The organism is Niabella beijingensis, assembly GCF_020034665.1.
GTDB classification, from domain to species: Bacteria; Bacteroidota; Bacteroidia; order Chitinophagales; family Chitinophagaceae; genus Niabella; species Niabella beijingensis.
Map to the genome: position 1 here is coordinate 577,999 of NZ_JAIQDI010000001.1, position 25,589 is coordinate 603,587.

Genomic DNA, 25,589 nt, shown 5'->3' on the forward strand with positions numbered 1-25,589 from the left:
TCTTTTTTTAAATCCTATCAATATGAAATTTCAAAAGACAAAATATTTGTACATCAGTACAATATTGGCGTTTATGCTCATTCCGCTGGATGGCTTAACGACGGATATTTACATTCCGTCACTTCCTGCGATGGCAGAAGATTTGAGTGTACCGGTTGAGAAAGTGCAGATTTCACTGCTTTTATTTATGGTAAGTTCAGGATTTAGCCAGCTTTTTATCGGAAGTACTCTTGATAGTTTTGGGAGATACAGAATCAATATTTTTGCTTTAATCACCTTTTCTTTGGCAAGTTTTATCATTGCCTTGGTTCCGGAAATTTATGTGATTTATTTGATGAGAATTATTCAGGGGATCACGGTTTCACTCATTATTGTCGGGAAAAGAGCTTTTTTTGTTGACCTATACAAAGGCGAAAAGCTGAAACACTACACCAGTCTTTTTTCGATTGTCTGGGCAACTGCACCTATTGTTGCACCCTTCATTGGTGGCTATTTACAGGTACTTTTCGGGTGGAAATCCAATTTTTATCTCTTAGGAATTCTTACCATCATTATTTTGATTTTCGAACTTCGGTTTACAGGAGAATCTCTACAGAATTTTCAGGTGTTTAAAAGAAAAGAAATTGTAGCAGTTTACAAAAAAATGTTGGGAACACCTGATTTTTATTTAGGATTAATCATTATTGGTTTAAGCTATTCACTTCTAGTAGTTTACGGAATGGTAAGTCCCTTTATTATTGAAAAAGTATATGGATTTTCGCCAGTCGTTACGGGGTATAGCTCACTGGCTTCGGGAATTGCTTTAATGAGTGGCGGAATTACTTCTAAATTAATGATTAAAAAGGGACTTTTTACCAAAATAAATACGGCGATAATTTTACAGCTACTCATCGTTTTTGCAATGCTTACTGTCACTTTAAAGTATGACGGATTTTTATTTTTACTGGGTTTCACTTTATCATTACATCTTTTATCGGGATTTATTTTCAATAATGTTTATGCGTACAGTTTACAGAGATTCAGGACAAATGCCGGAATTGCAAGTGGTTTGACTGGTGGTGGTGTGTATGTAGTAAGCTCAGTTGCGGGCTATGGATTAATTAATTTATTTGAAATTAAAGATATTCAGACATTTGCTTCGGTAAATTTTATCATTGTTGGGACATTATTCGTTACCATTTTACTGTTCAGAAAAGCTTCGATGCATCAAAGATTGGAAGCAAGCTCGCAGGTAAGTTAGTTACTATACAAAACAGAAGTGCTGTCCATTTCTGTTTTTTAATTTCTTAAATTTGATAATACTTAAAGCTTTTAGCCCAATTAAATATGGAAAAAATCAATCACTATAAAAGCATCGTAGAATTGCACGAGAAAAGCGGTTTCGAACCTCCGAAAAATCCCCTTTTAGTTTGATGACTTGTAAAGAATTAATGACCTATTCTGTAGGTGAAGACCGATTTACAGGAGATTTTTATATGATTGGTTTAAAAAAAATCAAGTCTGGTTATGTGTTGTATGGTAAAACTAAATATGATCACAACAATGGCTCGGCGGTTTTTATGAAGCCCAGACAAATCATTAAAGTTCGCAATGTTCAGTTTGCTGAAAAGGGTTTTGTGATGTTTTTCCACGAAGATTATTTATCGGGACATCCACTGAACGAGCAAATCAAAAAGTACGGTTATTTTGAATATGAGATCAATGAAGCGCTTCACATTTCGCCTTCGGAAGAAGTGATTATGTGGGAACTTTATGAGAAAATCAGAAGAGAATATGATGAAAATTCGGACGAATTCAGCAGGGAAATTATTTTGTCGCATATCGATTCTATTTTAAAATATTCTGACCGTTTTTACAAAAGACAGTTCATAGACCGAAGCCCGAATGTTTCGGGAAGTATGGTTAAAAAATTCCTGATGGTTCTGGATGAGTATATCAAAGCGAACAAACATATTGATGACGGTTTGCCAAGCGTTAATTTTATGGCTGGAGAACTTGCGATTTCTCCCCGTTATCTCAGCGATATTCTGAAACAGGAAACCGGAAAAACAGCCTTGGAACACGTTCATATTTATTTGATTAAAGAAGCTAAAAATCTGCTGTTGAGTTCAGAAAGCAACGTTGCAGGAATTGCCTATGATTTAGGTTTCGAAAGTCCGTCATATTTTACCAGATTATTTAAAAAAGTGGTTGGGGTAACGCCTGTTCAATATAAAAAAGAAGCGGTTAAGTAGTTTTATATGTTTTTAATTCTGCTCAGGAAACTGTTTTCTGAAGTGCAGCGGAGAAATTCCGGCTTTGGTTTTGAAAATTTTAGTGAAGTGCGAGGGATGTTCAAAACCAAGTTCATAAGCAATTTCGCTTACCGATTTTGTAGTTCCCAAAAGGATGTTTTTTGCTTTATCGACCAGCTTTAAATGAATGTGTTCTATAGTTGTTTTGCCTGTAAATTTACTGAGCAAGTCTGATAAATAATTGGGAGAAAAATTTAGTTTGTCGGCAAAATATTTTACTTCGGGAATGCCTTTTTCTATCAATTGTTCCTCATTAAAATAAGCATTAAGAAAACTTTCAAAACGTTGGGTTACATCGTTTCCGGTTTTGTTTCTGGTAAAAAACTGTCGGTCATAGAATCGGTCAGCATAATTCAAAAGCATTTCAATCTGATTTAAAATTAAACCTTGAGTATGGCGGTCGATATTCTGCGAATATTCTTTTTTAATCCTAACAATTACTTCATCAAGCAAAACTTTTTCATCTTCCGAAATGTGAAGTGCCTCTTTGCTTTCGTATTGAAAAAAGGTGTATTTCTGAATTTTTTTTCCTAAATCTGACCCGTAAATAAAATCAGGATGAAATGCCAGAAACCAACCTTCCTCAATCTGGGTATCTGCACTCGGGCTCATTACCTGGATGGGTGCCGTAAACATCAAAGTTCCTTCTTGAAAATCGTAATGGGAACGACCGTATTTTAAACTTCCTTTGAACTTTTTGAAAACAATTGTGTACAAATCAAGGCTGTAAAAATAGTTGGCAAAATTCTCGTCAGATCGGCTTATGTTTTTCAAATCAATCACCGTCACCAAAGGATGTTTTGGGCTTCCGTAATTGTAAAAACGATGAAGGTCTGCAACCGATTTTATGGAAATAAAAGCTTCCGGCATTTTTCTGATTTTAGTATTAAATTTAAACTTTTCTGCTGAATTACGCCTGCATCAATCTCAAAAAATCTGCTTCGGAATTTTTGTTTTTCAAGTCGATATAAAACTGTGCATCTTCGCCAATTACATATCTTAATTTGGGGAGTTGGTCTGTTGCAGCCCCGAAAATAGTTTCCGCAACCTGCTCTGCGCTCGCTTTTGGAATATGTTCTGTGCGTTTGGTAAATTTCGGAACGAATGCTGCCAATTCCGCATTATATTCTTCAATTGTATTCTGAATCATTTCGATTCCGCTTCTGAAATTCGTAGCGATACTTCCAGGTTCTACGATTTTTACATCAATTCCGAACGCAGAAACTTCAAAATGTAAAGCTTCGGAAAATCCTTCCACTGCGAATTTCGAGCTGTTGTACAAGCTGGCAAAAGCTCCGGCGGTAATTCCTCCGAACGAAGAAATATTAATGATTGTTCCTTTTTTCTGTGCTCTCATTATTGGTAAAACGGCTTTGGTAACATTCATCAAACCAAAAACATTCACTTCAAATTGTTGCTGAATCTGTTTAGGATTTGAAGACTCAAAAACGCCCATCAATCCGTAGCCTGCGCTGTTTAGCAAAACATCAACCGAACCGAATGTTTCTGTGCCTTTTGCTATTGCTTCCTGAACTTGTTGTGAATTGGTGACATCCAATTTTACCAACAAAACGTTTTCAAGAAGATTCAGTTCTTTTTCGTTTTCCGGCGATCGCATTGCAGCTATTACATTCCATCCGTTTTGCTGAAATAATCTGGCGGTTGCCTTTCCTAATCCCGATGATGCACCGGTGATGAATACTGTACTTTTCATAATGAATTTGTTTAAAATTTATAATGCAAAGTTCCGGCAACACGCCAAACCACAATTGTAGATTTTACGGAAAGACTTATACATTTCTTCGCAACTGACACCTTTCACTTATCATTCTCTTATCGTGGTTTTATCTTCCAAAGCCATCTTCGCAATTTCGTCTTTACGCTTAAAACTTACACCTTCGTATTTTTTTATATATGTGAACAGTTCTTTCGCCGCCTGTACCATTTGCGGTGTGCCGCCAATTCGGTCGTGGAAGCTGATGGACATTTGCCTTCTGCGATTTGCGGCTTCTTCATACAACTGATCAAACTCCATTTTCACCTGATGTACGAATTGATCAACAGAGAAATTTTTGCCTTCAATGAGTTGAATGTCGTTGCAACGTAATGTGTAAGGAACCGTTACAAAATCCTTTCCGTTTACCTTTTGAATAAAAGGTTCATCCCTACTTAAATCATCTATGTGGTACAAAAATCCCAATTCCTGTAAAATTTTCAACGTGTTTTCGCCCCTGCGCAACCAATTGGCATTATAACCAATTGCATCAAAACCAGTAATTTTTTTGATGGCATCCACACCGTCTTTAATAAACTTTTTCTCCTCGTTGTATGACATTGTGTATTGCGTAGCCCAGTTCATTCCGTGTGCAGCAGCTTCGTGACCACGATCTACAATTTCTTTTGCCAATGCCGGATTTTTTAGCACTGCACTGCCCACCATATGCGAGGTGATTTTTACACCCAACTTATCCCAGTTATCCAACATCCGAGGAATACCTTCTTTATATCCGTACTCATACCAGGTTGTTGCCGGTAAATCTTTATAGCCTTTTTCCATATTTTGAGGGAAAGGGCTTTCTGCATTTTCGGGTTGCCCGCCGGCTTCAAACTGCATAGAAACTGAAACCACCAATCTTGAACCATCCAACCATTTTGATTTTTTTGATTTGGACTCTGGTTGCATATTTTTTCCGCTTTGCGCCATTCCAGAAAATGGTACGGCGCTTGCAACCAAGCCCGCTGTGGTAAGCAAACTGCCTTGTTTTATGAACTTTCTTCTGTCAATCATATTTTTATTTTTTAAAAAATTGGTCTAGTGAAATGCTGTTTGCAGCGATGAATTGGTACAGCGCAACAAGGATGATGGCGTGTATCATTTGCGATGGTAAAGCCTCCCAATTTTCTATTAGGCAAGTGCCGAACATTAATAGGAGCATCACAACCCAACCTGCGATAATTACTTTAGGAGAAAAGATGCCCAAGATTAGTAATATACCGATAGTGAATTCTGCCACTGGCAAGGCGTAGCTAAAAGGCGTAACCAAACTTTGTGGCAACATTGATTTTGAAAAACTGCCAGTCATCCATTGACTAAAAGCATTCAATTTTGGTAACCTTACCAAACCGTGCCCGAAAAAACTGATGCCCGCCACCAGACGTAACATGAGATAAGAAATATCATTCATAATAAAGTTTTTTACAAAGTTCAACTAAACACAAGGAAGTAAACAAGGTTTTTTACTGGATTTTTTTGTAAAATTGCAGGTATGGAAGTGCAAAATTTATACAGTACCTATGAATTAGAATGGCTCGAAACGCACGAGTACACCGCCAAACCCCGAAAAAATACTTTTTTTGAGATGGTTTTTGTGATGGAAGGAACAGGCATCCAAATCATTAATGAGCATCAACTTCCTTATGCGCCTAACAAATTATTCCTGATTTTTCCAGAGGATCTGCATAGTTTCGAGGTTCAATCGTTAAGCCAGTTTTTCTTCATCAGGTTTAATAACGATTATATTAAAACCCAAAACAGCCAAAACATCCGTGAGCTGGAATATATTTTTAACAGCCACAATCATCTTCCGGGTTGCATTCTAAAAACCGTTACCGACAAGCCGTTTATCCGTGCCGCCGTCGAAGCTTTAATTCGTGAAAGGGCAAGCCAGGCACCTCATCAGGAGCAAGTCATTCAACAATTAATAAATACCATTATTACCTATGCTGCCCGCAATCTTACTTTGCAGGAAAAGGAAGTTTTCAATGGTAAAATTTCCAGTGTAATGCCTATCATTAATTACCTTCATCAACATATTTTCGAGCCAGAGAAATTAAAAGTCAACCAACTGGCGGCACAGTTTCATCTTTCTCCAAAATATATGGGCGAATATTTTAAAAAACACACCGGAGAAAGCCTGCAACAATATATTATGCTTTATAAGTTGAAGCTCATTGAAAGCCGTTTAATGTTAACTGATATGCGTATTAATGAAATTGCTTTAGAATTTGGTTTTACAGACCAAAGTCATTTAAACAGGATCTTTAAAAAATATAAAGGTAAATCCCCTTCTTCGTATCGAAAGAGAAGCATTTAATACTATGGGTATTTCTGTGCTATTCTTCCGCTGAAATGGGTTAGTAATTTCTTTGTGTGCTGATATAACTTTGTATTAACAAAATGAAATAATTTAAATCGTAAAAAAATGAAAACAATTTCAGTACCCGAAAAAGAACAGCTAAGCTTTAGTGCACAGAGCATTTTAGAATCTGTAGAGAAAAAAATGGGAAAAATTCCCAATTTGTACGCAACGATAGGCTATTCATCATCCGCTTTAAAATCAATGTTGGAAACCGAGGCATCTTTGGCACACGACTCATCGTTTACGGCAAAAGAAAGAGAAGCGATTAATCTAATCGTTTCGCAAGTCAATGAATGTGATTACTGTTTGGCAGCGCACACTACATTGGCGAAAATGAGAGGTTTTACAGAAGAAGATACGCTGGAAATCAGAAAAGGAAGTTTTTCTGAGGCAAAATTAGAAGCTGCGATTAAATTGGCTCACTCCATTGCAAACAATAAAGGCAACGCAGGAAACGGGGCTTTAGAAAATTTCTTCAATGCAGGTTTCGACGAAAAAGCTCTAGTTGAACTGACTGCTTTGGTGGCGTTGAGAAGTTTTACCAACTATGTATTTGCCAACACTCAGATTCCTATTGATTTTCCTTTGGCACAGGCTATTTAAGAAGTGTTTTAATATAAGTATTTAGTTTTAAGTGGAAGCCTTCCAGATGTATATTTGGGAGGCTTTTTTATTTTTAAATTTTTTCCAAAACGTATTTCTGTGCTATTTTTCAGCTAAAATGAGCTAGCAGTTCGGTTGGGTTTGATGATAACTTTGCTTCATTAAATAACACTAAAAAATTAAAACAATGAGTAAAATAGTTCTTATCACAGGAGCATCAAAAGGATTCGGAAAATTATGGGCTGAAGCACTTTTGGAAAGAGGAGACAAAGTAGCGGCAACCGCAAGGAACGTTTCTTCATTACAGAATTTGAAAGATAAATACGGCGACAATATTTTGCCTTTAAAGCTTGATGTTAATAACCGTTCAGAAGTTTTTGAAGTAACGGAACAGGTAGAAAAACATTTCGGAAGAATTGATGTCTTGATTAATAATGCAGGTTTTGGTTTATTCGGAACAACGGAAGAAACGACAGAACAGCAGGCGAGAGACCAGATGGAAACCAACTTTTTCGGTTCACTTTGGGTAGCACAGGCCGTTCTACCAGTGATGAGAAAACAAAAAAGCGGACATATCATTCAGATTTCCAGCTTTTTGGGATTAACGACTTTGCCACTTTTAGGATTGTACAACGCTTCAAAATTTGCGATAGAAGGTTTAATTGAAACGATTGGTTCAGAAACAGCTCATTTGGGAATTAAAACGACATTAATAGAACCTAACGGATTTGCCACAGATTGGGCAGGAGCTTCGGCAGTTCAGACTTCTTCGGAGATTGCAGATTATAACCCTGTTCGTGCTGCATTTGCCGAAAGTGGGGAAAATCCGGATACCTGGGGAAAACCAGAAGCGACAGTAGAACCTGTTTTGAATCTTATCGACAATCAAAATCCTCCTCAACGATTATTGTTGGGTAAAATTGCGTATCACGCTATCAATGAGATTTACACCAAAAGATTAAATGATATCCAAGAATGGAAAGAAGTGAGTATTGCCGCTCACGGTCATTAAAAAAACAGTAAATTAGTATTTCAAATTCAACAGTAATGACACATTATAAAACCCTTACCGAATTGCATTTGGGGAATCATTGGGATGCTCCTGAACATCCGCTTTTCAGTATGATTGGATGCCAATCGGCGTGTACTTTGGGAAACCGGGAGTTTACAACAGATTGTTATGTGATAGCTTTCAAAAAAATAAAATCGGGAGTTTTTATGTACGGTCGTACGCAATACGACCACGATAATGGTTGTTTGTTTTTTGCAAAACCACGTCAAATCATAGAGTTGAAGGACCTTCAATTCGAAGAAAAAGGCTATATGCTGATGATCCACGAAGATTATCTGAATGGACACGAGCTTTTCAAGGAAATTGAAAAATATAGCTTCTTCGATTATGAAGTAACGGAAGCACTGCATCTTTCGCCAAAAGAAGAACAGATTATACTGGAACTCCACTCAAAAATTCAGGGAGAATATTTTAATAACCCCGATGAGTACAGCCGTGAGATTATCTTAAGTCATATTTCATCGATTTTAAAATATGCGCAGCGATATTACAAAAGGCAATTTATCGACCGAGCGCAGGTAACAGGCAAGACAGCTTCCAAGTTTAATGACGCGTTGAAAAAATATCTGGATGAAGGCTTATTAGAGAAAAATGGTCTTCCGAATGTTGCTTTTTTAGCCGATCAACTTTTTGTTTCTCCAAGATACCTAAGTGACTTATTAAAACAGGAAACCGGAAAAACCGCAATGGAACTGATTCATATTTTTATGATTTCTGAAGCGAAAAACCTATTGAGATTGGGCGAAAAAGGGGTGGCTGAAATTGCTTATGAATTAGGCTTTGAAAACGCCTCTTATTTCACAAGATTATTCAAGAAACAGACGGGAATGAAACCTTTGGAGTTTAGGAAATTGCAGATGAACTGAAATTAAAACTGCATTACAATTTGTTACAGTCATAGCAAGAATCAACTTGCTGTGACTTTTTTTCTATGTTCCAGGCCCCAGTCTTTCATCGCCATAATTACTTTTTCTAAGGACAATCCGTGTTCAGTGATTTCATATTCTACTGTTGGGGGAAATGTGTCATGTACGGTTCTGGTAATTAATAGATTTGTCTCCAATTCCTTTAGTTCCTTTGATAAAACCTTATCTGTAATCTTAGGAATTTCTCTTGCAAGCTCCCTAAACCTTTTACTTCCGAAAGATAAAGAAACGATAATTGGTAATTTCCATTTTCCTTTTAAAATTTCTAATGCGTCCTGTATTGGAAGCATTATTTCCATACAAGTTTTTTGTTCAGTACCGTCAGTTACTCTAGCCATAATATTCCATTACTTACTTAAAAGATAGTGCTATCTAAAAAGATAGTAATATCTTTTAGATAGTTACTTGCTTTAATTTTGTATCAACAAATTTATAAAAAAATGAATACACTCAACAACATTAAAAATCCGGGATATTTTAAATTCCAATTAGGAAAACTTCATTTGGCTGTGATTACAGATGGAGTTATTGAAATTGAAAACATTCAGCCAATGTTTGCACCTAATATTGAAAAAGAGAAACTCAAAAAATTTTTAAATGAAAATAGGCTTACGGAAGACAAATTAGAATTGGCAGGTAATATTCTTTTAATAACAGACGGGAAGAAAAATATTCTAATAGACACAGGTAGTGGTGTTATGCTTTCACCTCTTGGTGGCAAGTTAATTGAAAACCTGGCGAATTTAGGTGTTAGTCCTCAAGAAATAACGGATATTGTTTTTACTCACGCCCATCCTGACCATATTGGAGGAGTTGTTGACAAAGAAGGCAAATTGGTTTTTGAAAATGCTCATTATTATATTTCAGAAACAGAATATAAATTCTGGATGTCTGAGGAACCTGACTTTTCAAAAGGTACGAAAAATCAATTTTCCGATTTTGAAATCCAGTTTGCAAGAGACCATTTTAAACCAATCGATTCAAAACTTACTTTTTATGAAGATAGCGCCGACCTGTTTGGTTTTCTTCGATTGGAACATGCACCAGGTCATACGCCTGGACACACAATTATTACCATTACATCTGAGGGAGAAGAATTATTACATATAGCTGATACTTTTCAGCACATATTGTTGGTCGCGCATCCTGAATGGGGTAATCAAATTGATTCTGATTTTGAATTAGGTATTAAAACACGAAAAAATCTTCTTGAAAAATTAGCATCTTCAAACCAACTCCTTTTTGGAGATCATTTGCCATATCCCGGCTTAGGCTTTATCGAAAGAAATGAAGAAGGGTATCGATACATTCCAAAAGCTTTTTATACCGTTTAAAGTAAAATCCTCCCAGGTGGAGGATTTTTAGTTTATGTAAATCTGTGCTATTTATTCCTCGAAATGTACTATTTATTCAGGTATAGTTGAAGGTAACTTTGTACTATCAAAATTATTGAAATCAAATAAAGATGAAAATTACATTTAGCCTTTTACCTCTGCTGCTTATCTGCGGATTTGCCAATGCACAATTACAGCAAGTAGCAACTTCGAACTTAGTTTGGAACGGTGTAACCACAAGTTCCGATGGAAGAATATTCGTCAACTTCCCTAAAATAGAAGGCGGAAAAGGAATGAGTGTGGGCGAAGTTTTAAAAGATGGGAAAATCATTCCCTACCCCAATGAAGATTGGAACAATTGGCAACCTGGTGAAGATGTAAACGAAAAGTTTGTAAGGACGAATTCCATACGTATCGTAAATGGTCAGCTTTGGATTGTGGATACCGGAACACCTTCAATGGGACAAAATCCGTTATCAGGAAATGCATTAAAATTGGTTTCGATTAATATTAAAACCAATACCATTCAACAGATAATTCCCCTTACTGGACTTGCAAAACCTTCAACTTTTATTGATGATCTAAGAATTTCGAGAAACATCATTTATCTGACAGATGCGGGAGAACCGGCTTTAATTATTTTGGATAAAACGACAGGTAAAGGAAGAAGAGTTTTAGAAAATCAACCTTCAACCACGGATAATTTACCCATAAAAGCGGAAGGGAAAATCATGAAAGATGAAAAAAGAAATGAAGTGAGAATCCACGCAGACCAATTGGAAATTTCTCCCGATGGGAAATGGCTTTACTTTCAGCCTGCAAGCGGTCCGCTTTGGAGAGTGGAAACGCAATATCTGAATGATGAAAATATATCTGAAAAAGATCTGGCATCGAAAGTAGAATTATTCTATAAAACCCCATCAACAGGAGGAACAGCCATCGATGCAGACGGAAATATTTATGTAAGCGATGTCAATAAAAGCGAAATCATTAAAATATCACCAGAAGGAAAAGAAAGTCTGGTCATTAAAGACAAAAGATTGCTTTGGGCAGACGCTTTATGGATTGATGACAACGGCTATCTATGGATTCCCACAGGTCAGCTCAACCGTTTGGCGGCATTTCAAAACGGAAAAAGCAAAGTGGAACTTCCCGTTGTGATTTACAAGTTGAAAATCAATGCAAAACCTCTAAATAACTAAGTAAAAAGATCAAACATCATATATAACATTTAAAAAAAAATTATGAAAGCAATCATATTAAAAGAAGCAGGAAGCGTAGAAAATTTAGAATATGTGGAATTGGCGAGACCTGCCATTAACGAAGGTGAAGTATTGATAAAAGTAAAAGCTATCAGTATTAATCCTGTAGACACAAAAAGCCGTTCTGGAAAAGGCGTTTATGGAAGAATAAAAACAGAAAATCCATTGATTTTGGGTTGGGATATTTCCGGGATCGTGGAAGAAACTAAAAGTTCAGATTTTAAAATAGGCGATGAAGTTTTCGGAATGGTTAATTTTCCCGGACACGGAAAAGCGTATGCAGAATTTGTAGCGGTTCCAGCCAATCAACTGGCATTAAAACCAAAAAATATCTCTTTTGAAGATGCTGCAGCTTCCACTTTGGTTGCGCTTACGGCGTATCAGGCTTTGGTTCACAATGCGAATATTCAGGAAGGGCAAAAAGTTTTGGTTCACGCCGCATCAGGTGGAGTTGGGCATATCGCGGTACAGATTGCCAAACATTTGGGAGCGAAAGTAACGGGAACTTCTTCCGCTAAAAACAAAGATTTTGTCTTGGGCCTAGGTGCAGATTCACATATCGACTATCACGGTTTCGACTGGAAATCAGCGGGCAGAACTTTTGATTTTGTGTTGGATACGATTGGAGGAGATAATATCGACCATTCTCTTGAAGTGACCAAAGAAGGTGGTTCTATCATCAGTATTCCGACAGGATTGAATGAAGAGGTCACTTCAAAGGCAAACTCTAAAGGAGTGAAAGGTTATTTCATTCTAGTACAATCCAGCGGTGAGGATATGAAACAGATTGCTTCTTTCTTGGAAAGTGGTGCTGTAAAACCTCATGTTTCAAAGGTTTTTCCTTTCGAACAAATGAGAGAAGCTCATTTGGAGCAGGAAACGGGCAGAACGGTGGGTAAAATAGTGATAACGCTTTAAATCAAAATTTAAAATTATGAAATTGACATATTTAACGGCTATTGCAATGTTGGTCACATTGTTTACAGCTTGCAATAATAATTCATCAACCAAAGCCGATGCTCAAGAAAACACAATTGAGCAGGTTGCTGAACAAAAGCCAATTTTAGAAGAAGTTTTTGCAGACAGTACTTATCAATTAACAGGTGTTGCTGTAGCAAAAGACAACCGAGTTTTTGTGAATTATCCTTATTGGCTGGATTCGCATTCCTATTCAGTGGTTGAGGTGAAAGATGGAAAACCAGTTCCTTATCCCGATGCTGAATGGAATAGCTTTAAAAAAGGTGAAGATGGCCAAAATAAATTTGTATGCGTTCAAGCAGTGGTGACTGATGACAAAGGATTTCTTTGGGTGGTAGATGCAGCAGGAATCGGGCTTGGAAAAGTATACCAGCACAGCAGTAAAGTGGTTAAAATAAATTTAGCCACTAATAAAATCGAGAAAATATACAGATTTCCAGAAAATGTAGTACGAGAAGATGTTTACATCAACGATATCCGGGTGGATAATGAAAATGGTTTTGCTTACTTAAGCAATTCAAATACAGGTGGAATCATTGTTTTGAATATTAACACAGGAGAATCAAGATTGGTTTTAGCCAATTCCCCTTCTGTAAAATCTGACCCGAATTATCATTTTTCTCCATTGGGGACGGAGCTTAAAAAAGGTGACGGTTCTTCACTTAAAGTGAATTCAGATGGTATTGCGCTCACTCCCGATAATCAATATGTGTACTACAAGCCGCTTACAGATAACCGTTTGTATAGAATTAAAACCGATTTGTTGAGAGATTTTAAGACAACTGAGACTGTTTTAAACAAAAGTGTAGAAGATTTAGGAAAATTCGTCACAACGGACGGAATGATCTTCGACAAAAAAGGGAATCTATATTTTGGAGATTTGGAGCAGAATTCAATCGTAAAAATTACTCCGGATTTGAAAATGCAGACGATTGTAAAGGATGATGAACAACTGATCTGGCCAGACAGTTACAGCATTTCTGAAGATGGATATTTATACATTTCCAATTCGCAAATTCAGTTGATGCCTTGGTTTCACGAGGGGGTAGTGCAGTTTAAAAAGCCGTTTAAAGTGTTGAGAATTAAAATTTAAACGATGAAAAGCATTATCCAAATTCTAGCTGACAGCCAAAAGGTTTTTATCAATTTCACCAGGATAGCCATTTTCATTGTGATGGCTTGGATTGGTGGCTTGAAAGCCTTCCAATATGAAGCAGACGGCATCGTTCCCTTTGTAGCCAACAGTCCCGTAATGAGCTTTTTCTATAATCATCCTGAAGAATACAAAGCGCATAAAAGCATTGAATTGTAATGTTGCCGAAAATTCTGTTCCTTTTTTAGAAATCATACCCTCTATTTGAAGCGGTTTACCCTCCATTAAAGTTTGCTTTTGAGTTTCATCAAGTTTTACTCCTTTTATTTCGTCAGGTATCTTAATGAAATCGGTTTTTAGGGCAACCAATTCATTTGTCAGTCTGTCCACACTAATGATTGATGGAATGGTTTCTCCTGTTTTCGGATTTGTCAGGTTGACTACACGCCCCATATTTCCGGTATTTAGCAAGTTATCCTTGTCATCTTGATTGAATTTATGTCCGAAAAATTCAAAGTTGAGGTTGGGCTCTTTACGGATACCGTGAATGGCAACCACGATTTGTCCGTTATCATTCGGCTGTAGCGACAAACGAGCATCCATACGGGTAACAGCTGTCCCGAGGTTCAGGCTCACAGGAACCAGTTCATTGGTCTTGTAGCCTTTAAGCAGCGGGTCAAGGAGGTTCATTTTTTCAAGTTTTTCTTTACTCAACCCAAGATTGTTCATCGTCTCCCAATCTATCTGTTCCGGTTTGTAGCGGTATTCGCTTGTTTCCGGTGTTGTCTGTGTTGTTTCCATATTGTCTTGATTTTCTTGTTTTTTATCCAGGTTTAACTCTGGTTTTAATTCTTGATCTTTCATCACTTTTTCTCCCTCGGGAGTTGGATTGTTTATTTGTTGCTGCATTTCCTGTGCTTTCTCAACCGCAACAGGTGCAGGTACCTTGAAGAATGAAAAATTGCTAGGGTTCTTTAGCTGGCTAAAAAAATTGGAGAAGAAGTTGGAGAAGAAGTCTCCATGTTTGTCCACCCGCATAAACTGGTTCTGATTTTTTTTCGTAGGATCAACGGTTTCCATATTCCCGTTATCATCAATACTCTTTACAGCCTGAATTTTCTTTTTCTCTTTATCCAATACTAGCAGTATGTCTGAAAATTGTTCGGGCATTTTTTGTGTTGTTGTTTCTTCACTCATACTATCAAATATTTATTATTCATTGCCGAATGTATAAGAAGCGTTCATTGGTTTAGGACAATTGGCAGTTAAAGGCAGCATTTGTCACAGTTTGGCTTTATTTATTTGGCGGGAGGATTAAAACTTTCCCTAATAAACTGGTGTACATCCGATAGTTTGTAGTAGAGTTTTCCGCTAATTGTATAGTAAGGCAGCTTACCGATGGAGCGATACCGTTGTAATGAGCGGTTACTTATTTTCAACATCTGTAGCAAATCCTGATTATCCAATAATTCTTCACCGTCTATACTGTTACGGCTTCTCTTGCTTTCATCTATATGCTCTTTTAATAGATCAAGACGTTCTAAAATACGCTCCATCCACGCTATAAATTCAATTCTGTCGATATTCATATTCATATGTTTAATGGTAGTGTTATTGCTTGCCAGTATTCAACTTTCTGCCTTTTTCGATATAGCTTTTGCCTCTTGCCATCAGCTCTTTTACATACTCGTCACTGGTTTGTACAGCATTGGCATTTAGCATATCCTTGATAGCCCCTATGGTATAGAAATATTGTCCATAAAACTTTGAATAAGCTATCTCACCCTTGGTACGCATTCGCCATAGGGTTTTTTCGCTGATATGCAGATATTGGCATACCTCATGGTTATTCAACCATAGCTCATCGTAGCTATTTTCCTCCTGTCTTTTAAGGTAATCGGCAATGGCATTGATACGGTTGTTCAACTGTTTCCATGCCTCTTCTTCAATTGTTATAATTTTCATTGCACAACTCTTTAATGTCACTTATGCAAAATTGAGTAGTTTGGCAGGGTTTGTCTGCCAAGCCTTACCAATTGGTTTGGCTGTTTTTTTAGAAATTTTCACAATTAGGAAAAACCCTCGTTTTATAGAGTTTTCAAGGCATTAGAGGGGTTTTAGAAAGGAGTTTTGCTAACATTTGCCAATTGGCACATATGGGTAAAAGAAAAAGCAGTACGTTTTGGTACTGCTTTTAACTTTTTTGAATGTAAGCTGTATAAAATGGCTAAAGATCTTTATCCATGTATTCTTCGAGAGAAATTTTGAGATGATCTAAAAATGCTGTCCGGGAACCTGCTCTTGTTTTCATACGGTGAAACGCATGATGAAGATCACCCAACGAAACACTAAAAACTATCTGCGCTATCATGCTTAGTTTTCTTATCCCCACTTTTCCATGTGACACAGCTCCTGAAGCATACATCGCATATATGAGTTCTACAAGGGCATTTTTACTACTCGTCCAAAAAATGTCTTTAGTGGCTTCTTCATCCTTAAAGTTACTGTCCTCGATTGAATCTATTTTAAGATGCAAATAATTTTGGAGCAGATCGTTGGCTATGATGCGTGCAACTTTATAATCATAATAAGTGGAAAAGTGATGGTCGATTTCAAAAACAAAGCTGTTCAACCCATCATAGAGATTAATATTGCCCAATCTGAAAAAGGTTTGGTCTCGGTCATTTCTTCCCGACCGATAGTATCGGTAGAATTCGGAATTAAAAATATTCTCTTCAAATTCCTGCTTGAGTTCTTTTATTTGGTTGGAAAAATAGTTTCTGTATATTTTCCCGCTACCAAGAGGGCAGGCACATTCAATACGATAAACCTTGTTATAATAAATCAGTTTACAGAGAACACCAGGTTTGACGTTCCTGAAAAAATTGATTTCTTCCCATTCACTATCAAAACCTTCTTTGACGACAGATGCTTTAAATGCGATAAGGACTTCTTGCAAATAGCTAATCATTTTGAGTGCCTCGTCCAAAGATCCAGATGCCTCATTCACAATTTTGATTTCATATTGACTTACATCGTCTATGATTTTATGTAAAGAGTATTTCATGGCAATATAGTTTTTGTTAGAATACTAATTGCAATTGAAGAATTGCTCTATACAAAGATTGGGATTATCAATCGCTCTTTTTCCCAAGTTACACCCAAGTTGGGTAAGATTTTTTTTCTTATACGGGTTTACTTTTCTCTATATAATACTGAATGTTATTTGTTTTATATCAAATTTAAAAAGCAAACAATCTGCTTAGCACAAAAGATGTTATTCATATTTTGTAAATTTGCGTTGAGTTACAAGGAGAAAACCACTGAAAGTGAGTGCAATGAGCACCATTACTAAATCGTTACCTATAACAAACCTCCTTAACGTAATCTACTCTGTATTAACTCGCTTAGAGTTTTCTAATGTTTTTTATAAAAAAGAAGAATTATTTTTTGAAGACATTAATGGTCGCTGCAGCGGTCACCATTTCCGGTGCAGCCATGTCACAGGTGGAGATCGGTATCCGGGCGGGCGCGAATTTTTCAAACGCCACCATTAAAGATGCAGATAATAATAAAGTGGACACTAAACTGAACCCGGGCTTCCATGCGGGAGTAACATTTGATATCCCGGTGGCTGATGAGTTTTATGTACAGCCGGGTGCTTTGTTCAGCACAAAAGGTTTTAAAACAGACAACAGCTATTTCGGTGGCAATGCAAACACAAACTCTAAGGTTTCCGCTTCCTATATTGAGGTTCCTGTAAACTTCCTTTACAAGCCGGAACTGGGATCAGGAAAACTGTTACTGGGTGCTGGTCCGTATGTAGCCTATGGTATCGGCGGAAAATGGGATAGCAAGGTCTCCAGCGGTAATAATTCTATCAGCACTGATGGCAAACTGGAATTTAAAAATGACACAAAAGATGCCTCTGGTGGTGACAAACAAATTTATGGTAAACCTTTTGATGCCGGTGCTAACCTGCTCGTGGGGTATGAATTTGCAAACAAACTGTCCTTTCAGCTGAACGGGCAATTAGGTCTGCTGAATATCGTTCCCAAAGTGAATGGTGACAAACCAGACGCAAAAATGAAAAATACCGGATTTGGAATTTCCGTTGGATATAAATTCTAAAACCCTTAGTCCCGAACTCATGAAACATAGGCCACCCCTCCGGGGGTGGCTTTTAATTTTAACCAAAATTTTTAATCCGCTGATCCCCGGCACGGCTAAAATAGCAGTAACTTGATCCTGAAAATATTGATCCATTCAATTCAACGAACTATTGCTTATGAAGTATCCATTTATCCTAATACTGCTGTTCTCCTGCTGGTGTTCTGCCCGTTCCCAGACAAAAGTGAGCCTGAAAGCCGGTATCAATTTTTCAAAAGTGAGCTGGAAAGAGAGCCGCAACAGCACTCCGATCGATAATAAGTTCAACACCGGTTATAACCTAGGGTTGCTCGCCCTGATCCCCGTGGAACTCCAGCGGCACAATGTGTACCTGCAAACCGGTCTTTCATTTACGACAAAGGGCTACCGGCAGGATTATGAAGACGATGATGGTGCGGGCATACTCAGCATTAATCCCTGTCTGATGCGGAACGGTTTTACATTGGTGCCGGGGCTTATTTTGCCTGCGGCATCGGCGGCAGATGGACACTGAACTACAATTCGCCGGGGTGGAATACCGGTACCATCGAATATACCAATATCGACAGACAGGACCCTCATGACCGGAGATTCAATTACGGGAAACGTACTGATGTGGGCCTGAACCTGCTGGCCGGCATGATGCTGCTTGACAGGTTCTACCTGCAGCTGACTGCACAGGCCGGACTGAGAAATATCGCCCCGAAAGAAAACGGGAAAATGACCCGGGAGGAGTTCCGCAACCGGGGACTCAGTCTTTCGGTTGGTTATAACCTCTGATACAAGTCCATCGCTCCTTCCCTATCTTTGATGAGTATGCAGCAGGAGAAAACTTCCATAAGAAAAGCCGCCCGACACGAGGCGCCCGTCATTCATCAGCTGGCGCTGGATATCTGGCCGAAGGCATTTGAAGAAATCCTTACCGAACCGCAGATCGCTTATATGCTGGACCGCATGTATGCCCTTCCGGTACTGGAAGCAGAAATGGACCGCGGCGTGGAATATTTTATCCTGAACCACGACGGAAAGGATGCCGGTTATACGGCGATTGAACAAAAAGACCCCACCTCCTGGAAACTGCATAAGATCTACCTTTCGCAGGGACTGCATGGAAAAGGCCTTGGCAAATACCAGTTGCAAACCATGGAGGCTGTTGCCGGAGGTTATGGAGCGGTATACCTTTACCTGAATGTGAACCGCCACAATAAGGCGCTCGGCTTTTATAAAAGCCAGGGCTACGAGGTCATAAAAACCGAAGATATCGATATCGGTAACGGCTTTTTTATGAACGATTACCAGCTGCGGAAACATCTTTAACCATCTCCTTCCCCGCCCGCTTCAGGCTCCGGAAGGAGGGTTCAGCCCCTTCCCCTGCGCTATCAAATTCCATCCGGATCTACGCTTGCCAAATGCCGGTTATTGAAACCGGACAAATCCGGCAACCCGGATCATCACAAAGCCATCAAACATTCACATACAACTGATTATCAAATAATTACCACATTTCATTAAATCCTGCTCCCCGGGCGTATACCCTGCAAAACCCGGAGGTGTTTTACATTTTCCAAAAATTCCAACAACAACGGCAGATCCTTAAATAGGCCTCCCCGCTTGTGCTATTCCATTAAAAATTTGTCTAATTTTACAGACATTCATTTGGATATATTTTAAACCATTTAAGATTTATAATGAGCAACGCGACTACTTTGTTTGATAAGGTGTGGGATGCCCACGTGGTACGCCATATTGAGGATGGCCCTGATGTTTTGTTTATTGACCGCCATTTTATCCATGAGGTGACCAGCCCCGTGGCCTTTCTTGGCATTGAAACAAGAGGCGTTCCGGTAATGTATCCGCAACGGACCTTTGCTACCGCCGATCACAACACCCCCACGCTGAACCAGCACCTGCCGGTAAGCGATCCTTTATCAGCAAACCAGTTGGCCGCGCTTTCCAGCAATGCGACCAAATACGGCATTTCGCTCTGGGCGCTTGGCAGCCCCAAGAATGGCATCGTACACGTGGTAGGGCCCGAAAATGGTATCACCCAGCCGGGCATGACCATCGTTTGCGGCGACTCACACACTTCAACACACGGGGCCTTTGGCTGTATCGCCTTCGGGATCGGTACTTCCGAAGTGGAGATGGTACTCTCTTCCCAGTGCATCATGCAGCCCAAACCCAAAAAAATGCGCATTACCATTAATGGCAAACTGGGGAAAGGCGTACTTCCGAAAGATGTGGCCCTGTATATGATCTCTCAGATCACGGCAAGTGGTGCCACCGGTTACTTTGCTGAATATGCCGGTGAGGTATTTGAAACGATGAGCATGGAAGGCCGTATGACCGTTTGCAATATGTCGATAGAAATGGGCGCACGTGGTGGTATGATCGCCCCTGACCAGACCACGTTTGATTATATCAACGGAAGGGATAAAGCTCCAAAAGGAGCCGACTGGGATACCGCCCTCGCTTACTGGAAGACCCTGAAGACCGACGAAGGCGCGGTATTCGACAAAGAACTTCATTTTGATGCAGCCGATATCGAGCCGCAGATCACTTACGGAACCAACCCTGGTTTGGGAACCGGCATCACCCACCATATACCCAAAGCTTCCGAAGTTCAGGATGGTGAAGCTTCTTATAAAAAATCACTGGCCTATATGGATTTTGCAGAGGGTGAAGCATTGCTGGGTAAAAAGATCGACTATGTATTCCTGGGCAGCTGTACCAACGGCCGCATCGAAGACTTCCGCGCATTTGCAGCCATCGTAAAAGGCAAAAAGAAAGCAGCGAATATCACCGCCTGGCTTGTACCCGGCTCGCATATTGTGGAAGCACAGATCAAAGAAGAAGGCATCCTGGATATTTTAACCGATGCGGGTTTTGAACTGCGTCAGCCCGGCTGTTCTGCCTGTCTGGCGATGAATGAAGATAAGATACCTGCCGGCAAATACGCGGTAAGCACCAGCAACCGTAATTTCGAAGGCCGCCAGGGTCCCGGTGCGCGCACCCTGCTCGCCAGTCCTTATGTAGCTGCCGCAGTAGCCGTAACCGGTGTGGTAACAGATCCGCGCGAGCTTATGGAGGAAGTTCCGGCATAATTTTTTTGTCCGGGCAGCAGTATCCATGGCAGCTGCGTTGCGTCGCACACTTGGACTATCGCAAATAAATCTTTCCGGTGCTCTGTGATGAGGAATACACGTATAAATATGGACATAGTTCGTTTCTTATTATTGTTTCTTATTTTTCTCACGGTCTCTTGTGACCCGATGTACAGGGTCATCGCAAGAAACGATTCCTCAGAAGATAAACAAATGGATGTTTTAATTGCAGATAACAACGCGCTACGGTACCATCCGGATTCGGTGAGTACCCTGCCGAATACGGGTCCGAAGATCGCTGTTAAAAAGAACTACCAGGATCTCTCCTACTCGTTTTTCATTCCTGCAAAACAACAGGTAATCGTAAACGGGGGAATTAACGGACCATCAAAGCAATTTGCAATTATTGTCAATAAGACCGACAGTATTTATCTGAAGAAAAAAGACAAACGGGTAAAAACAAAAAGAATTGGTATGGGCATAGATTGGACAGTAACGATCTAATAAAGATGCTCAACATTTGAAAGTATAATATTTAATGTATAATTTAAAAAATGGCATACGATAAATTTACAGTATTAACAGCAACAGCAGTCCCCCTCCCCATTGAAAATGTAGATACGGACCAGATCATTCCCGCACGCTTCCTGAAAGCCACGGAGCGCAAGGGTTTTGGCGACAACCTGTTCCGCGACTGGCGGTACAGTAATGATGATACCCCCAAGCAGGACTTTGTTTTAAACAACCCTGTTTACTCCGGTAAGATCCTGGTGGGTGGCAAGAACTTCGGAAGCGGCAGCAGCCGCGAACACGCAGCCTGGGCCATTTATGATTATGGGTTCCGTTGCGTGGTATCCAGCTTTTTTGCAGATATCTTCAAAGGCAACTCGCTCAATATCGGTCTGCTTCCGGTTACCGTAAGCGAAGCATTCCTCGATAAGATCTTTAAGGCCATTGAAGCAGATCCCAAAGCAGAAATAGAAGTGAACCTTCCGGAGCAGACCATCACCATCCTCGCTACGGGGGAAAAAGAAAGCTTCGACATCAATTCCTATAAAAAGCACAACATGATGAATGGGTTTGATGATATCGACTATTTACAATCCATGAAACAGGAGATCAGCGCATTTGCGGATAAAAGTCTGTACTAGTCAGGCCATCCGCTTTATGACCTCTTAAAAACGGTGTCCTACTGAGCCTGACGAAGCAGGACACCATCGTTTTAGTGCACCCTTCGTCGGGATCAGGTAACACACCGGAAAAAATGAAACAACGACCGATCGAAATAATGGATACCACGCTGCGGGATGGTGAACAGACCAGCGGTGTATCCTTCTCAGCAACGGAAAAACTAACGATTGCCCAACTGCTTTTAACGGAAGTAAAAGTAGACCGGATCGAAATCGCCTCTGCCCGCGTTTCGGAAGGTGAATTCCAGGCCGTAAAACGCATCACCGACTGGGCAAAGGAAAACGGGCATCTTCATAAAATTGAAGTACTCAGCTTTGTGGATGGCGACACCTCCATCAACTGGGTAGAGAAAGCGGGGGCAACAGTGATGAACATCCTCACCAAGGGCTCATTGAATCATCTTACCCATCAGCTCAAAAAAACTCCTGACGAACATTTTAAAGATATTGCCGCCGTTATAAAAAAGGCCCAGAAAAAAGGCATCGACTGCAATGTATACCTGGAGGACTGGAGCAATGGCATGCGCAACTCCAAGGAGTATGTTTTCCAGTACCTGGATTTTATTTCCAGGCAACCGGTAAAACGGGTATTGCTGCCGGACACGCTGGGCATCCTGATCCCTTCCGAAACACAGGCCTATATTTCCGAGATCACAGCACGCTATCCGCAGCTGCATTTCGATTTTCATGGCCATAATGATTATGACCTTGGAGTGGCCAATGCGCTGGAAGCCGTAAAAGCCGGCGCCCGCGGACTGCACCTTACGATCAACGGCATGGGTGAAAGGGCCGGAAATACGCCGCTGGCCAGCATCGTAGCCGTACTGAACGATTTTCAGAAAGATGTCAAGACCAGCGTCAATGAAAAGGCATTGTACAAGATCAGCAAGCTGGTAGAAGCCTTTTCGGGATTCCGCGTCTCCCCCAACAAGCCGGTAGTAGGTGAGAATGTTTTTACCCAGACGGCCGGCATCCATGCAGACGGCGACAAAAAAAAGAACCTCTATTACAATGACCTGATGCCCGAACGCTTCGGACGTAAACGGAAATACGCGCTGGGGAAAACATCGGGCAAGGCCAATATCGAAAATAATCTGCAGCAGCTGGGCATCCAGTTACCGGATGAAGACCTGAAAAAAGTAACCCAGCGCATTATCGAACTGGGTGATAAAAAAGAGACCGTAACCCAGGACGATCTGCCTTTTATCATCTCGGACGTGCTGGACAGCAATACCGCTGCAGAAAAGGTACATGTTGAAAATTATGTATTGACCCATTCCAAGAACATGCGCCCGTCCACCACCGTCCGTATTAAATTCGAAGACGGTGTAGTGGAGGAAAATGCCCAGGGCGATGGTCAGTACGATGCCTTTATGAATGCCCTGCGCAAGATCTATACGCAAAAAAAACTACCGCTCGCCAAACTGAGCGACTATATTGTCCGCATACCACCGGGAGGAAAATCGGATGCACTTTGTGAGACCATCATTACCTGGAACCACAATGGACGCGAGTTCACTACTACCGGGCTCGACAGCGACCAGACCGTTGCCGCCATCAAGGCCACGCAAAAAATGCTGAACCTGATATGAGCCTGGAATACCGGACGGATAAAGAAGATTATATCTATTACACCCTGTTCTCAGCAGCTGTAGTATCCAATATCCGGGAGAACATCAGGAGAAAGCGATTGTTGTACGGAGTGGTATTTATTGCGCTGGGATTTCTCTTCAAAGAAAGTGGATCCGGAAACGGATCGCTCTATTATTTTGCGACAGCAGGAGTGGTGTTCATGGTCTTCGGCGGCTGGTATCTGAAAATCAGGTACAGGAACTTTTATGCATCTTATGCCGAGAAAACCTTTTCTGCAAATTTTAATAAATATGTTACCCTTGACATTTCTGATGAGGAGTTACAGATAAACACCGAGCTGCATTCCCTCCGGTTCTCAACCAGGGAAACGGAAGCCATATTCGAAACAGGTACTTATTATTTTATAAAGCGCAGCGCGGGTTTTATGATCTTTATACCCAAATTAAGGATACAGGACCCCGGTGCGGTAAAGCAACTGCTGCAAGCGATTGCGGAACAGCAACAAAAGCCCTATCAGGAGCTGCTGAACTGGAAATGGTAATGCCGGACCGATCTGCCCTGCGCTCCGGAAGCCGCGCAGCGCGGACCATCACGATAGCAGGGGCATACAAATTGCTTATAGTTTTTTTTACAAAACAGGTCGGCTTCCTTAACTTAGAGGCCCGCCAGAAAGGCTTTTTGAAAAATTTCTAATAAAACAGGCCTTATGGCTAAAATCAAATAAAACAGACACATGAAAAAAAATATTCTCATTGTTCCCGGGGATGGGATCGGTCAGGAAGTGACAGCGGTAGGTAAAAAAGTACTGGACAGGATCGCCGAAAAGTATGGCCATGAATTTTCCTATGATGAGGCCCTGATCGGGCATGCAGCCATCGAGGCCACCGGCAACCCGCTTCCTGATGAAAGTCTGGAAAAAATGAAACAATCCGATGCGGTATTGTTCGGTGCTGTAGGGCATCCCAAATACGACAATGATCCCTCCGCCAAAGTGCGGCCGGAACAGGGTTTGCTGAAGATGCGCAAGGAACTGGGGCTTTATGCCAACCTGCGGCCTATCAAATTATTTGATGAGCTCCTGGGTGCTTCCAGCATTAAGCCCGAGATCTTAAAGGGTGCGGATATCCTGTTCTTCCGGGAGCTTACAGGCGATATCTATTTTGGAGAAAAAGGCCGCAAGGACAATGGCGATACTGCTTTTGACATTGCACAATACAGCCGGTTCGAGGTGGAGCGCATTGCCCGCAAGGCATTTGATGCAGCAATGACCCGTAACAAAAAATTATGTTCGGTAGATAAAGCAAATGTTATTGAAACCAGCCGCCTCTGGCGCGAAGTGGTACAGCAGGTGGCTAAAGAATATCCTGAAGTACAGGTAGAGCACCAGTTTGTGGATGCTACCGCCATGTTGCTCATAAAAGATCCCAAACGTTTTGATGTGGTGGTTACCGCCAATCTCTTTGGGGATATCCTTACCGACGAAGCTTCCCAGATCGCAGGTTCTATGGGTATGCTGGCTTCCGCATCCATTGGTGATGGTACCGGCGTTTATGAGCCCATTCACGGTTCGGCGCACGACATCACAGGGAAAGGCATTGCCAATCCGATGGCATCTGTTTTGTCTGCCGCATTGCTGCTTGATATTTCATTCGGACTGAAACAGGAGAGTGAAGACCTGATCAGCGCGGTAGACCAGGTATTGAAAGCCGGATTCCGTACCGGTGATATTGCCGACGCTGCTACTCCAAAAGAAATGATCCTTGGCACCGATGCCATTGGGGAGGAGCTTTTAAAACGGATCTGAATTACCTGCTGAAAAGCAGACGGATATGATTAAAGCGGGCGCTGTCGT

General features: G+C 40.4%; 29 protein-coding genes and 1 pseudogene. 21 read left to right on the top strand and 9 right to left on the bottom strand.

Annotated elements, in window-relative coordinates; genetic code table 11:
- Positions 1 to 22: 22 nt before the first annotated feature.
- Positions 23 to 1,240, top strand: a complete 1,218-nt coding sequence (locus K7B07_RS02370; protein ID WP_223707109.1) for an MFS transporter — start codon at positions 23 to 25, stop codon at positions 1,238 to 1,240.
- 172 nt (positions 1,241 to 1,412) lie between these two features.
- Complete coding sequence (locus tag K7B07_RS02375; protein WP_223707110.1) at positions 1,413 to 2,234, top strand: helix-turn-helix domain-containing protein; 822 nt, start codon at positions 1,413 to 1,415, stop codon at positions 2,232 to 2,234.
- A gap of 12 nt (positions 2,235 to 2,246) precedes the next feature.
- Here K7B07_RS02375 and K7B07_RS02380 read toward each other — a convergent pair whose 3' ends face one another.
- The 4 genes from K7B07_RS02380 to K7B07_RS02395 all read right to left on the bottom strand — a co-directional run bounded on the left by K7B07_RS02380 (position 2,247) and on the right by K7B07_RS02395 (position 5,479).
- Positions 2,247 to 3,164 carry a helix-turn-helix domain-containing protein gene (locus tag K7B07_RS02380; protein WP_223707111.1) on the bottom strand — a complete coding sequence of 306 codons (918 nt, stop codon included), beginning with the start codon at positions 3,162 to 3,164 and terminating at the stop codon, positions 2,247 to 2,249.
- 40 nt (positions 3,165 to 3,204) lie between these two features.
- The gene (locus tag K7B07_RS02385; protein WP_223707112.1) at positions 3,205 to 4,008 is read right to left on the bottom strand and encodes an SDR family oxidoreductase; all 804 of its coding nucleotides are present in this window, start codon (positions 4,006 to 4,008) and stop codon (positions 3,205 to 3,207) included.
- 111 nt (positions 4,009 to 4,119) lie between these two features.
- Positions 4,120 to 5,082: a polysaccharide deacetylase family protein gene (locus tag K7B07_RS02390; protein ID WP_223707114.1), complete on the bottom strand. Its 963-nt coding sequence runs from the start codon at positions 5,080 to 5,082 to the stop codon at positions 4,120 to 4,122.
- Positions 5,083 to 5,086: 4 nt separating this feature from the next.
- Complete coding sequence (locus K7B07_RS02395; protein WP_089765038.1) at positions 5,087 to 5,479, bottom strand: DoxX family protein; 393 nt, start codon at positions 5,477 to 5,479, stop codon at positions 5,087 to 5,089.
- Between the two features lie 81 nt (positions 5,480 to 5,560).
- On the opposite strand from K7B07_RS02395, the gene K7B07_RS02400 reads away from it, so the two are divergent.
- The 4 genes from K7B07_RS02400 to K7B07_RS02415 all read left to right on the top strand — a co-directional run bounded on the left by K7B07_RS02400 (position 5,561) and on the right by K7B07_RS02415 (position 8,974).
- Positions 5,561 to 6,388, top strand: a complete 828-nt coding sequence (locus K7B07_RS02400) for an AraC family transcriptional regulator (protein ID WP_089765040.1) — start codon at positions 5,561 to 5,563, stop codon at positions 6,386 to 6,388.
- Positions 6,389 to 6,496: 108 nt separating this feature from the next.
- Positions 6,497 to 7,036, top strand: a complete 540-nt coding sequence (locus K7B07_RS02405) for a carboxymuconolactone decarboxylase family protein (RefSeq protein WP_089765042.1) — start codon at positions 6,497 to 6,499, stop codon at positions 7,034 to 7,036.
- Positions 7,037 to 7,223: 187 nt separating this feature from the next.
- Positions 7,224 to 8,048, top strand: a complete 825-nt coding sequence (locus K7B07_RS02410) for an SDR family NAD(P)-dependent oxidoreductase (RefSeq protein WP_223707116.1) — start codon at positions 7,224 to 7,226, stop codon at positions 8,046 to 8,048.
- Positions 8,049 to 8,083: 35 nt separating this feature from the next.
- A complete protein-coding gene (locus K7B07_RS02415) occupies positions 8,084 to 8,974 on the top strand; it encodes a helix-turn-helix domain-containing protein (RefSeq protein ID WP_223707118.1) in 891 nt (296 codons plus the stop codon).
- Positions 8,975 to 9,015: 41 nt separating this feature from the next.
- Here the strand turns inward: K7B07_RS02415 and K7B07_RS02420 are convergent, their stop codons facing one another.
- The gene (locus tag K7B07_RS02420) at positions 9,016 to 9,372 is read right to left on the bottom strand and encodes a winged helix-turn-helix transcriptional regulator (protein ID WP_089765049.1); all 357 of its coding nucleotides are present in this window, start codon (positions 9,370 to 9,372) and stop codon (positions 9,016 to 9,018) included.
- A gap of 102 nt (positions 9,373 to 9,474) precedes the next feature.
- On the opposite strand from K7B07_RS02420, the gene K7B07_RS02425 reads away from it, so the two are divergent.
- The 5 genes from K7B07_RS02425 (at position 9,475) to K7B07_RS02445 (ending at position 13,920) form a co-directional block, all read left to right on the top strand.
- A complete protein-coding gene (locus tag K7B07_RS02425) occupies positions 9,475 to 10,368 on the top strand; it encodes an MBL fold metallo-hydrolase (RefSeq protein ID WP_223707120.1) in 894 nt (297 codons plus the stop codon).
- A gap of 131 nt (positions 10,369 to 10,499) precedes the next feature.
- The gene (locus K7B07_RS02430; protein ID WP_223707122.1) at positions 10,500 to 11,570 is read left to right on the top strand and encodes an L-dopachrome tautomerase-related protein; all 1,071 of its coding nucleotides are present in this window, start codon (positions 10,500 to 10,502) and stop codon (positions 11,568 to 11,570) included.
- A 42-nt stretch (positions 11,571 to 11,612) separates the two neighbouring features.
- The gene (locus tag K7B07_RS02435; RefSeq protein ID WP_223707124.1) at positions 11,613 to 12,548 is read left to right on the top strand and encodes an NADP-dependent oxidoreductase; all 936 of its coding nucleotides are present in this window, start codon (positions 11,613 to 11,615) and stop codon (positions 12,546 to 12,548) included.
- 16 nt (positions 12,549 to 12,564) lie between these two features.
- Complete coding sequence (locus K7B07_RS02440) at positions 12,565 to 13,701, top strand: L-dopachrome tautomerase-related protein (RefSeq protein ID WP_089765055.1); 1,137 nt, start codon at positions 12,565 to 12,567, stop codon at positions 13,699 to 13,701.
- Positions 13,702 to 13,704: 3 nt separating this feature from the next.
- Positions 13,705 to 13,920, top strand: a complete 216-nt coding sequence (locus tag K7B07_RS02445; RefSeq protein WP_223707126.1) for a DUF417 family protein — start codon at positions 13,705 to 13,707, stop codon at positions 13,918 to 13,920.
- Between the two features lie 30 nt (positions 13,921 to 13,950).
- Here K7B07_RS02445 and K7B07_RS27770 read toward each other — a convergent pair.
- From K7B07_RS27770 to K7B07_RS02465, 4 genes and pseudogenes are all read right to left on the bottom strand, one after another.
- Positions 13,951 to 14,898, bottom strand: a pseudogene (locus K7B07_RS27770) (DUF3945 domain-containing protein); the annotation flags it as partial.
- Between the two features lie 101 nt (positions 14,899 to 14,999).
- The gene (locus tag K7B07_RS02455) at positions 15,000 to 15,290 is read right to left on the bottom strand and encodes a helix-turn-helix domain-containing protein (protein WP_166537405.1); all 291 of its coding nucleotides are present in this window, start codon (positions 15,288 to 15,290) and stop codon (positions 15,000 to 15,002) included.
- A 22-nt stretch (positions 15,291 to 15,312) separates the two neighbouring features.
- Positions 15,313 to 15,666: a helix-turn-helix domain-containing protein gene (locus K7B07_RS02460; RefSeq protein WP_089766143.1), complete on the bottom strand. Its 354-nt coding sequence runs from the start codon at positions 15,664 to 15,666 to the stop codon at positions 15,313 to 15,315.
- A gap of 262 nt (positions 15,667 to 15,928) precedes the next feature.
- Complete coding sequence (locus K7B07_RS02465; protein ID WP_223707128.1) at positions 15,929 to 16,768, bottom strand: RteC domain-containing protein; 840 nt, start codon at positions 16,766 to 16,768, stop codon at positions 15,929 to 15,931.
- A gap of 362 nt (positions 16,769 to 17,130) precedes the next feature.
- Here K7B07_RS02465 and K7B07_RS02470 point away from each other — a divergent pair, with 362 nt between their 5' ends.
- The 10 genes from K7B07_RS02470 (at position 17,131) to leuB (ending at position 25,541) form a co-directional block, all read left to right on the top strand.
- Positions 17,131 to 17,832 carry a porin family protein gene (locus K7B07_RS02470; RefSeq protein WP_420847745.1) on the top strand — a complete coding sequence of 234 codons (702 nt, stop codon included), beginning with the start codon at positions 17,131 to 17,133 and terminating at the stop codon, positions 17,830 to 17,832.
- A 157-nt stretch (positions 17,833 to 17,989) separates the two neighbouring features.
- On the top strand, positions 17,990 to 18,364 hold the full coding sequence (locus K7B07_RS02475; protein ID WP_223707132.1) for a PorT family protein: 375 nt from the start codon (positions 17,990 to 17,992) through the stop codon (positions 18,362 to 18,364).
- A gap of 101 nt (positions 18,365 to 18,465) precedes the next feature.
- Positions 18,466 to 18,630: a hypothetical protein gene (locus K7B07_RS02480; protein ID WP_223707134.1), complete on the top strand. Its 165-nt coding sequence runs from the start codon at positions 18,466 to 18,468 to the stop codon at positions 18,628 to 18,630.
- 36 nt (positions 18,631 to 18,666) lie between these two features.
- Positions 18,667 to 19,167, top strand: coding sequence for a GNAT family N-acetyltransferase (locus K7B07_RS02485; protein ID WP_223707136.1), 501 nt, complete (start codon positions 18,667 to 18,669; stop codon positions 19,165 to 19,167).
- Positions 19,168 to 19,538: 371 nt separating this feature from the next.
- On the top strand, positions 19,539 to 20,954 hold the full coding sequence (leuC, locus tag K7B07_RS02490) for a 3-isopropylmalate dehydratase large subunit (protein WP_223707138.1): 1,416 nt from the start codon (positions 19,539 to 19,541) through the stop codon (positions 20,952 to 20,954).
- A gap of 108 nt (positions 20,955 to 21,062) precedes the next feature.
- The gene (locus K7B07_RS02495; RefSeq protein WP_223707139.1) at positions 21,063 to 21,458 is read left to right on the top strand and encodes a hypothetical protein; all 396 of its coding nucleotides are present in this window, start codon (positions 21,063 to 21,065) and stop codon (positions 21,456 to 21,458) included.
- 50 nt (positions 21,459 to 21,508) lie between these two features.
- Entirely contained in the window at positions 21,509 to 22,105 is a 597-nt protein-coding gene (gene leuD, locus K7B07_RS02500) for a 3-isopropylmalate dehydratase small subunit (RefSeq protein WP_223707141.1), read from the top strand.
- A gap of 113 nt (positions 22,106 to 22,218) precedes the next feature.
- A complete protein-coding gene (locus K7B07_RS02505; RefSeq protein ID WP_223707144.1) occupies positions 22,219 to 23,736 on the top strand; it encodes an alpha-isopropylmalate synthase regulatory domain-containing protein in 1,518 nt (505 codons plus the stop codon).
- A complete protein-coding gene (locus K7B07_RS02510; protein WP_223707146.1) occupies positions 23,733 to 24,278 on the top strand; it encodes a hypothetical protein in 546 nt (181 codons plus the stop codon). The genes K7B07_RS02505 and K7B07_RS02510 overlap by 4 nt, the downstream gene beginning before the upstream one ends.
- A 192-nt stretch (positions 24,279 to 24,470) precedes the next feature.
- On the top strand, positions 24,471 to 25,541 hold the full coding sequence (leuB, locus tag K7B07_RS02515) for a 3-isopropylmalate dehydrogenase (RefSeq protein WP_223707148.1): 1,071 nt from the start codon (positions 24,471 to 24,473) through the stop codon (positions 25,539 to 25,541).
- Positions 25,542 to 25,589 lie beyond the last annotated feature (48 nt).

What these genes read in the sequence shown, in the direction of transcription:
- K7B07_RS02375 (WP_223707110.1), top strand. Translation starts at nt 1,413, where the DNA reads ATGACTTGTAAAGAATTAATGACCTATTCTGTAGGTGAAGACCGATTT.
- K7B07_RS02465 (WP_223707128.1), bottom strand. Translation starts at nt 16,768, where the DNA reads ATGAAATACTCTTTACATAAAATCATAGACGATGTAAGTCAATATGAA.
- leuC (WP_223707138.1), top strand. Translation starts at nt 19,539, where the DNA reads ATGAGCAACGCGACTACTTTGTTTGATAAGGTGTGGGATGCCCACGTG.
- K7B07_RS02495 (WP_223707139.1), top strand. Translation starts at nt 21,063, where the DNA reads ATGGACATAGTTCGTTTCTTATTATTGTTTCTTATTTTTCTCACGGTC.
- K7B07_RS02400 (WP_089765040.1), top strand. Translation starts at nt 5,561, where the DNA reads ATGGAAGTGCAAAATTTATACAGTACCTATGAATTAGAATGGCTCGAA.
- leuB (WP_223707148.1), top strand. Translation starts at nt 24,471, where the DNA reads ATGAAAAAAAATATTCTCATTGTTCCCGGGGATGGGATCGGTCAGGAA.
- leuD (WP_223707141.1), top strand. Translation starts at nt 21,509, where the DNA reads ATGGCATACGATAAATTTACAGTATTAACAGCAACAGCAGTCCCCCTC.
- K7B07_RS02390 (WP_223707114.1), bottom strand. Translation starts at nt 5,082, where the DNA reads ATGATTGACAGAAGAAAGTTCATAAAACAAGGCAGTTTGCTTACCACA.
- K7B07_RS02510 (WP_223707146.1), top strand. Translation starts at nt 23,733, where the DNA reads ATGAGCCTGGAATACCGGACGGATAAAGAAGATTATATCTATTACACC.
- K7B07_RS02415 (WP_223707118.1), top strand. Translation starts at nt 8,084, where the DNA reads ATGACACATTATAAAACCCTTACCGAATTGCATTTGGGGAATCATTGG.
- K7B07_RS02425 (WP_223707120.1), top strand. Translation starts at nt 9,475, where the DNA reads ATGAATACACTCAACAACATTAAAAATCCGGGATATTTTAAATTCCAA.
- K7B07_RS02410 (WP_223707116.1), top strand. Translation starts at nt 7,224, where the DNA reads ATGAGTAAAATAGTTCTTATCACAGGAGCATCAAAAGGATTCGGAAAA.
- K7B07_RS02380 (WP_223707111.1), bottom strand. Translation starts at nt 3,164, where the DNA reads ATGCCGGAAGCTTTTATTTCCATAAAATCGGTTGCAGACCTTCATCGT.
- K7B07_RS02420 (WP_089765049.1), bottom strand. Translation starts at nt 9,372, where the DNA reads ATGGCTAGAGTAACTGACGGTACTGAACAAAAAACTTGTATGGAAATA.
- K7B07_RS02405 (WP_089765042.1), top strand. Translation starts at nt 6,497, where the DNA reads ATGAAAACAATTTCAGTACCCGAAAAAGAACAGCTAAGCTTTAGTGCA.
- K7B07_RS02370 (WP_223707109.1), top strand. Translation starts at nt 23, where the DNA reads ATGAAATTTCAAAAGACAAAATATTTGTACATCAGTACAATATTGGCG.
- K7B07_RS02430 (WP_223707122.1), top strand. Translation starts at nt 10,500, where the DNA reads ATGAAAATTACATTTAGCCTTTTACCTCTGCTGCTTATCTGCGGATTT.
- K7B07_RS02460 (WP_089766143.1), bottom strand. Translation starts at nt 15,666, where the DNA reads ATGAAAATTATAACAATTGAAGAAGAGGCATGGAAACAGTTGAACAAC.
- K7B07_RS02475 (WP_223707132.1), top strand. Translation starts at nt 17,990, where the DNA reads ATGAAGTATCCATTTATCCTAATACTGCTGTTCTCCTGCTGGTGTTCT.
- K7B07_RS02445 (WP_223707126.1), top strand. Translation starts at nt 13,705, where the DNA reads ATGAAAAGCATTATCCAAATTCTAGCTGACAGCCAAAAGGTTTTTATC.
- K7B07_RS02455 (WP_166537405.1), bottom strand. Translation starts at nt 15,290, where the DNA reads ATGAATATCGACAGAATTGAATTTATAGCGTGGATGGAGCGTATTTTA.
- K7B07_RS02505 (WP_223707144.1), top strand. Translation starts at nt 22,219, where the DNA reads ATGAAACAACGACCGATCGAAATAATGGATACCACGCTGCGGGATGGT.
- K7B07_RS02395 (WP_089765038.1), bottom strand. Translation starts at nt 5,479, where the DNA reads ATGAATGATATTTCTTATCTCATGTTACGTCTGGTGGCGGGCATCAGT.
- K7B07_RS02385 (WP_223707112.1), bottom strand. Translation starts at nt 4,008, where the DNA reads ATGAAAAGTACAGTATTCATCACCGGTGCATCATCGGGATTAGGAAAG.
- K7B07_RS02485 (WP_223707136.1), top strand. Translation starts at nt 18,667, where the DNA reads ATGCAGCAGGAGAAAACTTCCATAAGAAAAGCCGCCCGACACGAGGCG.
- K7B07_RS02440 (WP_089765055.1), top strand. Translation starts at nt 12,565, where the DNA reads ATGAAATTGACATATTTAACGGCTATTGCAATGTTGGTCACATTGTTT.
- K7B07_RS02435 (WP_223707124.1), top strand. Translation starts at nt 11,613, where the DNA reads ATGAAAGCAATCATATTAAAAGAAGCAGGAAGCGTAGAAAATTTAGAA.